At 61.1% G+C, this 11884-nt stretch carries 12 protein-coding genes; 8 read left to right on the forward strand and 4 right to left on the reverse strand.

From position 1 onward, the window contains the following. The first annotated feature begins 36 nt into the window (after nucleotides 1–36). The 3 genes from KYK83_RS09490 to KYK83_RS09500 are packed head-to-tail and all read left to right on the forward strand — an operon-like array spanning nucleotide 37 to nucleotide 2964. Entirely contained in the window at nucleotides 37–393 is a 357-nt protein-coding gene (locus KYK83_RS09490; protein WP_222828050.1) for a hypothetical protein, read from the forward strand. After that, nucleotides 386–1771, forward strand: a complete 1386-nt coding sequence (locus tag KYK83_RS09495; protein WP_346729447.1) for an NAD(P)H-hydrate dehydratase — start codon at nucleotides 386–388, stop codon at nucleotides 1769–1771. Before KYK83_RS09490 ends, KYK83_RS09495 begins: the two co-directional genes overlap by 8 nt. After that, entirely contained in the window at nucleotides 1768–2964 is a 1197-nt protein-coding gene (locus tag KYK83_RS09500; RefSeq protein WP_222828051.1) for a class I SAM-dependent RNA methyltransferase, read from the forward strand. The genes KYK83_RS09495 and KYK83_RS09500 overlap by 4 nt, the downstream gene beginning before the upstream one ends. On the opposite strand, the gene KYK83_RS09505 is transcribed toward KYK83_RS09500, so the two are convergent. The 4 genes from KYK83_RS09505 to KYK83_RS09520 are packed head-to-tail and all read right to left on the reverse strand — an operon-like array spanning nucleotide 2961 to nucleotide 5377. After that, entirely contained in the window at nucleotides 2961–3737 is a 777-nt protein-coding gene (locus tag KYK83_RS09505) for a hydrolase 1, exosortase A system-associated (RefSeq protein ID WP_222828052.1), read from the reverse strand. The two genes, KYK83_RS09500 and KYK83_RS09505, sit on opposite strands and share 4 nt — an antisense overlap. Further along, nucleotides 3734–4414 carry a hypothetical protein gene (locus tag KYK83_RS09510; protein ID WP_222828053.1) on the reverse strand — a complete coding sequence of 227 codons (681 nt, stop codon included), beginning with the start codon at nucleotides 4412–4414 and terminating at the stop codon, nucleotides 3734–3736. The genes KYK83_RS09505 and KYK83_RS09510 overlap by 4 nt, the downstream gene beginning before the upstream one ends. 8 nt (nucleotides 4415–4422) lie before the next feature. Next, nucleotides 4423–4725 carry an acyl carrier protein gene (locus KYK83_RS09515; RefSeq protein ID WP_103023727.1) on the reverse strand — a complete coding sequence of 101 codons (303 nt, stop codon included), beginning with the start codon at nucleotides 4723–4725 and terminating at the stop codon, nucleotides 4423–4425. A 46-nt stretch (nucleotides 4726–4771) separates the two neighbouring features. Beyond that, entirely contained in the window at nucleotides 4772–5377 is a 606-nt protein-coding gene (locus KYK83_RS09520) for a GNAT family N-acetyltransferase (RefSeq protein WP_346729448.1), read from the reverse strand. A gap of 381 nt (nucleotides 5378–5758) precedes the next feature. Between KYK83_RS09520 and KYK83_RS09525 the strand changes: the two genes are divergently transcribed. The 5 genes from KYK83_RS09525 (at nucleotide 5759) to KYK83_RS09545 (ending at nucleotide 11884) form a co-directional block, all read left to right on the forward strand. Then, entirely contained in the window at nucleotides 5759–7273 is a 1515-nt protein-coding gene (locus KYK83_RS09525) for an acyl-CoA ligase (AMP-forming), exosortase A system-associated (protein ID WP_222828054.1), read from the forward strand. Beyond that, the gene (locus tag KYK83_RS09530) at nucleotides 7270–8496 is read left to right on the forward strand and encodes a pyridoxal-dependent decarboxylase, exosortase A system-associated (protein WP_222828055.1); all 1227 of its coding nucleotides are present in this window, start codon (nucleotides 7270–7272) and stop codon (nucleotides 8494–8496) included. Before KYK83_RS09525 ends, KYK83_RS09530 begins: the two co-directional genes overlap by 4 nt. A 160-nt stretch (nucleotides 8497–8656) precedes the next feature. Beyond that, entirely contained in the window at nucleotides 8657–9301 is a 645-nt protein-coding gene (locus KYK83_RS09535) for an XrtA/PEP-CTERM system exopolysaccharide export protein (RefSeq protein WP_103023730.1), read from the forward strand. Nucleotides 9302–9315: 14 nt separating this feature from the next. Continuing rightward, complete coding sequence (locus KYK83_RS09540) at nucleotides 9316–10833, forward strand: XrtA system polysaccharide chain length determinant (RefSeq protein WP_222828056.1); 1518 nt, start codon at nucleotides 9316–9318, stop codon at nucleotides 10831–10833. 13 nt (nucleotides 10834–10846) lie between these two features. Then, nucleotides 10847–11884, forward strand: coding sequence for a P-loop NTPase family protein (locus tag KYK83_RS09545; protein ID WP_346729449.1), 1038 nt, complete (start codon nucleotides 10847–10849; stop codon nucleotides 11882–11884).

Raw genomic sequence — 11884 nt, forward strand, 5'->3', positions numbered from 1 at the left:
CTTGCCCCCGAGCGCCGTGCGTGGCAGCGGCTACGCATGACTTTTCCGCAACGATCCCTCTGGGTTCTTCTGGTTGCATCGCTCGGTCTTGGAGCGTGCGAGGTTTCGCCCGAGATAGCGAGCGAGGGCGGGTCAACGATTTCCTGCGCTCTGGGTGGGGCAACCGACTTCACCGGCGAATGCCGTCTCGTCGAAGTAGGCGATGGCAGTGCGAACTACCTCATCATGCGGCACCCGGATGGCGGTTTCCGCAGGCTCGCACGCGCTGAAACGGTGTCCGGCCTGGCCGAGTTCGACGGCGCGCAGGAGGCGGAAAGCTGGCGCGAAGGGGACGCGGTCGTGCTCGCGATCGGAGAGGATCGCTATCGCTGGGGCCAGCCCGTACGTGACTGAGCCTGTGCTCACCGTCGCCGAGATGCGCGAGGCGGAGAAAACCGCAATGGATCGCGGGACCAGCGAGTGGGAGCTGATGCAGCGTGCAGGGACCAATGCAGCGCAGTGGGTCATGCGTATGGCTGCAGGGCGGCAGGTCACGATGCTTTGCGGACCCGGCAACAATGGCGGTGACGGTTACGTGATCGCGGACGTGTTGAGCCGGGCAGGGTACGAAGTGGACGTGATTGCGCCCATAGAGCCGAAGAGCGAGACCGCTCGCAGGGCGCGGTCCGCCTTTCAGGGCAAGGTCACTCTTGATGGCGCTCTGCGCACAGGCGTGGTGGTCGATTGTCTGTTCGGGTACGGCCTGGATCGAAAGGTCGAGGAGCCGTTCTCGAAAATACTGGAGAAACTCGTAGCATCACCCTGTTATAAAATAGCTATCGATGTCCCGAGTGCAGTGCAGAGTGACGCTGCGCGCGTGCTTGGCCCGCTTCCTCGATATGACCTGACACTGGCTCTCGGCGCGTGGAAGCAGGCCCATTTTCTCATGCCGGCTATGGCAGCGCTGGGCGAAAAGCGACTGGTTACCATCGGGCTGGAGTTCGAAGATGTTTCATCGACGGTTTCCGCCGCGCCCAAGATAACTTCGCCCAAATCCGATGCCCATAAATACAATCGCGGGCTGCTGGCCATCGTAGCAGGGGCAATGCCCGGCGCGCCACTGCTTGCCGCGGAGGCAGCCATGCGCGCGGGGGCGGGCTATGTGAAACTGTTCAGCGATCATTCTCATCCCGATGCGCCGGCCGAACTCGTGATCGAGCAGGGCAGCCTCGCCGATGTGCTTTCCGACGAGCGGATTTCGGCTTTGCTGATTGGACCGGGACTAGGCCGCGACGACGCGGCTCGTGGAAGGCTGGCCAAGGTACTGGAAAGCGGAAAGCCGCCAGTGCTGGATGCGGATGCGCTGCATCTTCTCGACCCGGAACTTCTCGCGATGACCGACGCCAAGACCTTGTGCGTGACGCCTCACGAAGGAGAGCTGGCAAAACTCTGCGAGACGTTTGGCGTCACGGCGGAAAGCAAACTCGATCGGGCTCGCGCATTGGCGGATGTCACCGGCCTGACGGTGCTGGCCAAGGGGCCCGACACCGTTCTTGTGCATGACGGCATGACGTCATTTTTCCCTAGAGGCTCAAGCTGGCTATCCGTGGCAGGGTCCGGCGATGTACTGGCGGGGATCCTGGGTTCGCGGCTCGCAACCCATAGTAATCCGCGGCGTGCAGCCGAAGAGAGCGTATGGCTGCATCACGAAGCGGCGCGCCTTGCATCCCCGGCATTTTCTGCAGGGGAACTTGCTCACGCGGTAAAACCGGCCATGGCGTCCTTCCTGTGAGCGAAACCGAAGAAATCATCCGCATTGCTGCGCGCGGCGATGGCGTCACCGCGTCGGGGAGGCACATCTCCGGCGGCGTTCCGGGCGACACCGTGGGCGAAGATGGCACACTGACGACAGGCCCGCATCACGCCGACCCGCCGTGCCGACATTTCCCGGTCTGCGGTGGGTGCCAGTTACAGCATGTCGATGAAGAGGCGCTACGGCAGTTCGTGACAGACCGCGTCGTCGGTGCTGCCAGGGCGCAGGATCTCAACGTTGGTGAAGTGCTTGCGACGCAGCTGTCACCGCCACGGTCGCGCCGACGCGCCACCTTGCATGCGCTGAAGACCGCGCAGGGCGCCGTGCTGGGTTTCCGCGAAAGCGGATCGCACCGAATTGTGAACATGCAGGAATGCCATATCCTCGTGCCCGAGCTTTTCGCCCTGGTCGAGCCGCTGAGAAAACTGATCGGTCGTTATGGCGGCCGCCAAGCGGTCGACGTGGAATTGACGCTGGTCGATCAGGGCGTCGATTGTACGCTGAAGGGTATCGAGGCCGATGGGCTGGCCGCGACGGAAGCTCTGCTGGACTTTGCGCGTGAGAATTCCCTGGCTCGCCTTTCTGTGGACCGCGGGTTTGGTCCGGAGACAAGTTGGGAGCCCGAGCCGCTTACCGTTGGGCTGGGCGACATTGCGGTGCCCTTTCCTCACGGTAGCTTCCTCCAGCCCACAGTCGATGGCGAGCGTGCACTGGTCGCCGATGCGTTGGACTTTCTCGATGGCGCAACGACCGTGGCTGATCTTTTTTCAGGCCTCGGCACGTTCGCCTTTGCTTTGGCGGGGCCGCGGAAGGTGCTGGCAGTGGAGGCTGCGCGCGATGCGCATCTCGCCTGCAAGGCGGCTGCGAATGGGCGGCAGATACCGGTGCACACGCTTCATCGCGACTTGTTTCGCAATCCGCTGCAGGCAGATGAGGCGAGCCGGTTCGGAGCATTGGTTCTCGATCCACCCCGGGCGGGTGCGCGGGAGCAGGTGGTTCAGATTGTGGCGAGCGAGGCGACGCGCGTGGCATACATCAGTTGCAACCCTGTCAGTTGGTCGCGCGATGCCAGAGTACTGGTTGATGCGGGCTTCCGGCTCGAGAAGCTGCGGCCAGTCGGGCAATTCCGCTGGTCGACTCATGTCGAACTGACCAGTTACTTCAGGCGCTAGCGGCGCAGAACCTCGAGGATTTGCGCGCGCAGCCACTCGCTTGCCTGCGGCGTCGAATAGGCATGGTCCGCACCTTTGCAGCGCCTGATTCGCGTGTCCGCAGCGTCCCATCGTTCACCGAACAACTGGGCCGTCCTATCGGTCTCGGCCAGGAGGATACGAACGGGGCCCGTGAAGCCCGCTATGGCGGCGCGCATCTGATCGGCAAGCGAAGAGGGCGCGGATTGTTTCTTCGAAGCCTGGCGCAATCCGCGCGCGAGTTTCTTCAGATCGACCTGGCCAGACGCCAGGCGCAGCAGTTCCTTGGGGTTTTTCAGCTTTTCGACATAGCGCGAACGCACTGCAGCAGGCGGCGGTATGTTGTCGACGTCGTTCTCGATCGTCCACGGATTGCTGAGCACGAGGGCGTCGCATTCGGCGCCGGCATTTAGCATGAGTGCGCTTGCCGCGTCGCAATTTCCGAAACCGACGACGCGTTCGACCTGCGGTGCCAGTGCACGAAATGCTAGAAGAGCGGCTTCCATGTCTTTGCGTGAATTGCGAAATCCGCGGTTTTGACCTTCGCTGTCTCCAATCCCTCGCCGGTCGAAGCGGAAGACTGGAAAACCCGCACGGGCGATGCCGGCGGCAAGGCGAGCTTGAGAATTGAACGCCCCTGCACGAACTTCATTGCCGCCGCTGACGAGGAGCAGCCCGGTCGTTCCGGGCGCGCTGTCGAGTGTCGCGCCGCAGCGCGCGTCCTGGCACTCGAAGGAGAACGCGAGCCGGTTCATGCGCCCGGGCCCGACGTTGCGACGATGGAGGCAAGCGCTGTGGCCTGTGCGAGATCGAAATCGTTTTCGGCGCGCAGCCAGAGCGGCGTTCCGCCCAAAACCGTTTGTTCGACGGTCGAATAGCCCGGCGGAGCAGCGAAATCTTCGGTTTCGAGTTCTGCAAACAATTCAGGGCCGAGCGGCCACCCGCCAAGCGTGACACCGCGTTCCCGGCCGGTTTTCCGGAGCTCTTCCGTAATCTCTTCCCGCCCGGCTTCCCGCGCGCTCAGGATGCGTGCCCGGAGCATGTTGCGCAGGATCTGCTGAGGTTTCGGTGGGGCATAGAGCCAGCCTCTACTGTCCTCCGGCACCAGCCAGCAGCCAGACCGGACGGCGAGAATAGCGGTCGTGGAGAAAGTCTCCACCGCAGCGGCAATGCCGACCCGCCAATGGGCGAGCGATTGGTTGTCGAAGCCGGCCAGACTCTCGTTCCATCCCGGCAGGTCCGGTAGGAAGCAGTCTACGCCGCGCGAATGGAGTTTTCGCATTGTTTCAACGATTTGGTGGCGCAATCTGTTCGCTTCTTCGAATAGGGGAGGGATAACCAGTATCCGTTTTTCGCGCGCTTCGTCGAAACCAAGCACCATTTCCTCACCCATGCCGCCATCGGGCAATGGGCAAGGCCAGACTGAATACATGGCGGAGGTCAGCCCTCGATCACCTTCGCTTCGGCGAAGGCAAGGAGGCCGCCGAAGTTTTCCAGCATCTCTCCGTCGACATCGTCATCCTCGATAACGATGTCGAGCCGGTCTTCCATTTCGGTCAGCAATCCGGCCACCGCCATAGAATCGAGCTCCGGCAGATGACCGAACAGGCCCGTGTCTCCAGTGAAGCTGTCTACCTGATCCTGATCGAGCCCGAGAACATCGCGCAGGATCGCGCGGAGCGTCTGGTCGATATCGCTGCGGCTCGGCCCGGTAGGCTCGGCTTGTGCGGTTTCGGCAATCATTGCTTCGGCGTTCCCTGTCGTTGGCCTTCCACTCGAGGCGAAGGCCTTAGCTGGGGCGATTGTGCGGTGCAAGGTGGCGCAAGAACGCCTTGGCGATGGCAGGCCAGGCTCGCGGTTGGCGCCAGTCGAGGCAGGTGAGCCTGAAGCGGGGTCGCACCTGTTCCATCCAGTCGCGTTTGTAGGCATCGCTGCCCGTCCCGAAATCGACCAGTTCGACCCCGTCGGTATCGATGACATATTCGAATAGAGCGGCACTGAGCGTCGTGCCGGCCGATAAAGGTGTCGCGGCTTCAATGTGCGCGAGCTTGTGAATATAGGCAGTGCCGTTTTCGACCGTCCAGAACTGCGCGGCGACGGGCTCGCCGTCCGCGCGCGCGATGCCCAGCCGGATGCGACCGGCTGCGCCTTCGGCCGCTGCGAAAGCTTCGAGAATATCGGCCCGCTCTTCTTCCGGTTTCCAGCTTTCCGAATAGATCGCCTTATAAGCGGCCCAGGCCGTTTCGTCGAAATGTGTGAGTATATCGACGTCGACCTTCTTCGCCTTGCGTTTGAGCGTGGTGCGCATTTTGCCAGGGCGTCCGGCCCAATATTCGGCAAATGTTCGGCCAGCTACGGGCAGAACGTGATTTTCATCGCATTGATCACGCAGCACAAACCAACCCGCATCCCGGAAAGCTTGCTCTAATTGTTCGGTCGTGCCGTCCTCATTAGGAAGAGGGGAGAATGTGACTCGATGCGTTCGCGACCGCAGATCGCGTGCTAATTTGCGAATTAATTCTTGAGACGTTCCAATAGGTCGCCACGTAAAGCTAAACCAATTCGTCAGCGACGAAAGACCATTTGGGTGCCGTTGGAGCGGAACCACCATCCGGTCGTCGCTCCGTTCCGCCAAAGCGAACAGGGGTTGCTCAAGCAGGGCGTACCATTCGAGCCTGTCGAAAGGGCTGCTGGCCGGCAGATCAAGCCCTTGCAGTTTGGTACCCGTGTCGTGATAGCTGACTGCGATGTCCAACGGCTTTCTCTCGGAGCGTTAATGCCTGATCCCACGCCCTATCCGCTCGATCAACTGGCCGAGCGCGGGAGTGCACAGGCACCTGCGCTGGTGCTGCGCGATCGCACTCTTACCTTTGAGGAGTTGAGGAAACGTGTCTCGCTTCTGGCCGGATGGTTGGCAAGTCGTGCGGCCAAGGGCGATAGAGTGGCAAGCTGGGCAGCAAAAGGCGAGCTGACTTGTCTGCTGCCATTGGCGGTGGCGCGGGCGGGGCTGGTGCATGTGCCGATCAACCCACTGCTCAAGCGGGCCCAGGTTGCGCACATTCTGGCCGATAGCGGCTCGATCATGTTGATGGCCACGAAGGCGCGCCTGACGTCTCTGGAAGATGAAGATCTACCGGTGGGCTGCGAGGCCCTTGATGAAAGCGAAATATTCGGGTTGGCAGAGGCTGAAGGTGCCGAGTTGCCCCCGTCGCGCCACGATCCCGACGAACTGGCGGCCATCCTTTACACAAGCGGTTCCACCGGCAAGCCCAAGGGCGTGATGCTGAGCCACGCGAATATGTGGCTGGGTGCCGTCAGTGTGGCGAACTATCTTGACCTTGCAGCGGATGACGTCGTGCTGGCAGTCCTTCCGTTGAGCTTCGATTATGGCCAGAACCAGTTGCTTTCGACATGGTATGCCGGAGCTTGCGCGGTTCCGCTCGACTATCTCTTCCCTCGAGATGTGGCCAAGGCCTGCGCTAAATATGGCGTCACGACGCTTGCCGCTGTCCCACCACTGTGGGTCCAACTGACCGAGATCGAATGGCCTGCCGAGGCAATAGCCGGCATCCGGAGGCTGACCAATACCGGAGGGGCCCTGACGCGCGAATTGGTACGTCAACTACGCGCACTCTTCCCGGAGGCACGCCTGTTTCCAATGTACGGCCTGACCGAGGCTTTTCGCTCGACCTATCTCGATCCAGAACTGGTGGACACGCACCCAACCTCGATGGGCAAGGCGATACCCTTCGCGGAAATCCTTGTGGTCGATGACGAAGGCAAAATTTGCGCGGCTAACGAGGAAGGCGAGCTGGTGCACTGTGGGCCGCTGGTGGCGCAAGGATATTGGCAAGACGCGGCGCGGACTGAGGAACGCTTCAAACCCGCGCCCGCGGGCTCAAGATATGGCGGAACGGCCGTATGGTCTGGCGACCGTGTCCGGCGGGATGAGGACGGATTTCTCTATTTCGTCGGGCGGCGTGACGCCATGATCAAGAGTTCGGGAAATCGTATCAGTCCGCAAGAGCTGGAAAGTGCTGCGCTGGCGACCGGATTGGTCGCAGAAGCCGTGGCCCTGGGAGTCAGGGACGAGCGGCTAGGGCACGCCATCCATCTGATCGTTAGGCCGACGCCGACTGCGCTCGACAGCGAGGAAGCGCTCGTGAAAGAGCTTAAAAAGGAACTGCCCAACTTCATGCAACCGCATGTCATTCACTGGCGCGACGTGATGCCGGTAAACCCGAATGGTAAGATCGACCGGACAGCCTTGGCTGCGGAGATCGGCGCATGAAGCCGCTAGGGCCCATTCCGCCTGGTTTCCAGGCGATCGACGGTGAACTGGCCATTGGCGGAAAGCCGGTGAGCCATTGGGCAGAGCAAGCCGGCAGAACCCCGCTGTTTGTGTATTCGCAGACACGAATAAAGCAGCGGTTCGCCGATCTTCGCGAAGCGATGCCAGATCGATTGAAGATCAATTATGCCATAAAAGCAAATAGCTTTGCGCCGTTGCTTTCATTCGTGTCGAACCTGGCCGATGGACTGGATATCGCCTCTGGTGGTGAACTGGAAATGGTTCGGGCGACGGGTCTCGATCTCTCTCGTGTGAGTTTCGCCGGTCCCGGCAAGCGCGATGTCGAACTGGAATCCGCTATTACGGCCGGCGTGACATTAAATCTGGAAAGCGAGGCGGAAGCCGATCGCGCAATTGCCATCGCCGAACGCCTGGGCTTGACCCCATCGCTAGCGGTTCGGGTGAACCCCGATTTCGAACTTAAAGGTTCGGGCATGAAGATGGGGGGCGGGGCGAAACCGTTCGGCATAGATGCGGAGCGGGTTCCATCGCTGATCGAGAAGATTGTAGAAACGGGCTGCAATTTTCGCGGACTGCATATCTTCACCGGAAGTCAGGCCCTTTCCGCCGAGGCGGTAATAGACATGCAGGCCAAAGTCCTCGATTGCGCGGATCGCCTTGCGCGGGAAGCAGACGTTCCATTGCCCAAGCTCAACATGGGTGGCGGTTTCGGCATTCCGTATTTTCCAGGTGACGAACCGCTCGACATCCACGCTGTGGGGCAGGCGCTCGAGGCGCAGTTTGCCGCATTGCCCGACACTTTCGCCGATGCTGAACTTTTTATTGAACTCGGTCGCTATCTTGTTGGCGAAGCAGGAGTTTATCTCACACGCATTGTCGACCGCAAGGTGAGTTACGGCGAAACCTATCTCGTGACCGATGGGGGCCTTCATCACCAGCTGGCAGCCTCCGGCAATTTCGGCACGGTGGTACGACGAAACTATCCGGTAGCCATCGCCAGCCGGTTCGACGTGCAGCCGGAGGAAGAAGCCAATGTCGTGGGGTGTCTGTGCACCCCGCTGGACCGTCTGGCGGACAAGGCGCACCTGCCACGGGCCGAGGTTGGAGATCTGATCGCGGTCTTCTGCGCGGGCGCATACGGTGCCAGTGCATCACCCAGTGCCTTTTTGGGACAGGGTCCTGCAATAGAGATGCTGGTCTGATCAAAACCGACTAATGCAAAATCGCCGTGAAATCTGCGGTTTCGACGGCCTATGGCTAACAGTCTGTTCACCTATTTCGGGCATTAGCTGTTCCATAACGGGGAGTATCGGGCGCGCAACTCGTTCGATGCTTTCCAGGACGATGCCAGGGAAATGATTAATGCGCTTAACCCGAATTGCTTCGCTTACAGCCGGATGCGTTGCCGCTACGCTTGTTCTGGGCGGCTGCGCGAGCGGGCCTGAAACCGAGCTTCCTCCGGCAACCTTCGTCGCCATGCAGGAAGGTCCGGGCGAGGAATATGTGATCGGTCCGCTCGATGAGTTGACCATTCACGTCTGGCGCAATCCGGAACTGGGTGCCGAAAAAATTCAGGTGCGCCCCGACGGCCGAATTACCATTCCGCTTGTGAAAGACATGCCGGCAGTGGGCAAGACCCCGTCCATGCTGGAGGAGGATATCCGCCTGCAGCTTAGCCAGTACATCGAAGATCCGCTGGTCTCGGTTATCGTCAATGAATTCGCCGGTACATTCAGCCAGCAGATCCGCATCGTCGGCGCGACGGAGAAACCGGCTTCGCTGCCGTACCGGGCGAACATGACCGTGCTCGACGCAATGATTGCGGTGGGCGGCCTTTCGGAATTCGCTGCCGGCAATCGTGCGAAACTGATCCGCTTCGACAAGCAGGTTGGAAACCAGCGCGAATATGCGCTGCGCCTGACCGATCTTTTGAAGCGCGGCGACAGCAAGGCCAATGTTCTCCTCCAGCCGGGTGATGTGATCATCATTCCCGAAAGCACCTTCTAAGGATCAGCCGGGGCATGCAGGAAGTCTTCGACGAGATCCGCAGCGCGCTGCATACGGTTTGGAACCGCCGCTGGGTCGCGCTCGGCGTGGCTTGGGTCATTTGCGTCCTTGGCTGGCTGGCGATCGCATTCATCCCCAACAGCTATGAAAGCAGGGCGCGGATCTACGTCGAACTGGAAGATGTCCTGTCCGAACAGCTCGACATATCCGGCGATGGCAAGCAGGCCATCACCAAGGTTCGCCAGACCCTGGTAAGCGGGGTCAATCTGGAACGGGTGATCCGCACCACGAAGCTGGGCGAGAAAGTGGTGACGGATGCGGAGATGCAGGCCGCGGTCAAAAGCCTGACGGAAAGCATCGTCGTCAAAAGCGAGCAGGACAATCTGTTCGAAATTACCGCCACCATTGGCAAATCGAACCTGAGCGATGCCGAAAATGCCGCGCTCGCCAAGGACGTGGTTCAGAGCCTCATCGACATTTTTCGGGAATCGAACGTAGCCGGCAATCGCGGTGAAGTGGCGAGCACGATCGCATTCCTCGACGAGCAGTTGAATGATCGCAAGGCCGAACTGGAATCGGCGGAGCAGCGCCGGCTGACGTTCGAGGCGCAGAATCCCGATCTGGTGGGCGGCACGGCAACGGTCGCGGGGCGTCTGCAGGGCATGCGCACCGAAATGCGAGGGGTGGATGCCGATATCGCTGCTGCGCAAAGCGCGCTTGCCGCCATCAATGGGCAGCTTGCCAGCACGCCGCGCAGCATCATGACGGCCGATAGTGGCGGTGCCCGTAACGCGCTGGCTCAGGCGCAGTCGCAACTTGCCACCATGCGCGCGCGCGGCCTCACGGACAGTCATCCCGATATTCAGTCGCAAAAGCGTCAGGTGGAAGCGCTGCGTGAGCAGGCCGCAAACGAACCTGCCGGAACCGGCGGTTCGCCCAACCCGGCCTACACGTCGCTTCAGTCCATTCGCGCGGAACGGCAAGCCAATGTCCAGGCGCTGGAGGCACGCAAGGCGGCCTTGCAATCGGATATTTCGGCGCTGATCGCGGCGCAGGCGGATGAGCCCGCCGTTGCCGCCGAGGCAAACCGCATCAGCCGCGATTATCAGGTGCTCAAGGACAAGTACGACGAGCTGCTGAGAAACCGTGAGGAAATGCGCCTGCGTGGTCAGGTTGAAACCGAGCGTAGTGCGTTCAAGTTCGAAGTCATCGACCAGCCGACAGCTCCGCGCAGGCCAGCGGCACCCAACCGCCCGCTGCTCTTGTTCGTAGTCCTGATCCTCGGCATCGGAGCCGGTTCGGCCGTCGCCTTTGTCATGGGGCAGCTCACGTCGAGCTTCACTACATCCGATAAATTGCAGCGCACGCTGGACCTGCCGGTCATCGGGACCATTTCCCGATCGATGACCGACGCCGCACGGCGACACGAAAAATTGCGGTTGAAACAGTTTCTGGCGGGCGCGGGCGGGCTGGGGGCAGTCTGCTTCCTGCTGCTGGCAGTCGAGATGATCCAGGTCGGATCGGTGGCCTGAGGGGATCGTGTCAGTGAACAAGCCAACGAATATCGTACCGCCCAAGGAAGACGCGGGTAAGGAGAAAAGCGCGTCGCTGTTCGAACGCGCCAGTGGTGCATTCGGTCTGGATGCTCTCACTCCGGCAGCCGTGCCTAGCGAGCTTGACGGGGAGCAGGCGAAGAAGTTTGCACCAAAACGCAAGCCGGAGCCGGCCTCCAAGCCTGTTGCAGAGACGCCCAAGCGGCGCGCATCCGACTGGATCGGTGAGCCCGCGCAGTCGGTGGATGTTGCTGCGCCGGCGGTGGTAGCGCCTGCAGAGCCGGAAACTCCGGCCGTAAAGTTCACCGGTCCCAAACACGAAGTGGTGCGGTCGCTGCTGCGGGAGAACGGCCTGATCGATCCCGACGGCGGCGCATCGACGCTGCTCGAAGAATTTCGTATCGTTAAGCGTCAGGTTCTGTCGGCTGCGAAAGCGGAGGGAAGCCCTCAGGCCCGCCGGGTGCTCGTGTGTTCGCCACATCCTAACGAGGGGAAGACCTTTTGTGCGCTCAACCTCGCCATCGCTCTGGCGGGCGAGCGCGATCTGGAAGTGCTTCTCGTCGACGCCGATTTCGGCAAGCCGTCGATCATGGGCAAGCTGGGGCTGGATGCCGGCAAGGGCTTCATGGACGTTCTTGCCAATCCGGCGGCTCATATCGAAGATTTCGTCGTCGGCACCGATATTCCTGGGCTCTGGGTGTTGCCTGCCGGCCAGCGCACAGGCCGTGATAGCGAATATCTTGCTAGCGAACGCACCTGGTCTGTCCTCAACAGGCTGACACGCGGCGCCCCAAACAGGATCATCGTGTTTGACAGCCCGCCTACGTTGGCAGCCACACCTGCCGCCGAACTTGCCAAGCACGTCGGCCAGGCGCTGCTCGTCGCGCGCGCGGACATGAGCAGCCGCGCTGCGCTGGAGGATGCCATCGATCTCCTGTCGGCATGTCCAGACATCAAGCTGGTGCTCAATGATGCGACATTCAGCCCGAGCGGACGAAAGTTCGGAAGTTACTATGGATATGGGGAATAA

It is taken from the genome of Qipengyuania pacifica, assembly GCF_019857205.1.
In the GTDB taxonomy this organism is placed as follows: Bacteria; Pseudomonadota; Alphaproteobacteria; order Sphingomonadales; family Sphingomonadaceae; genus Qipengyuania; species Qipengyuania pacifica.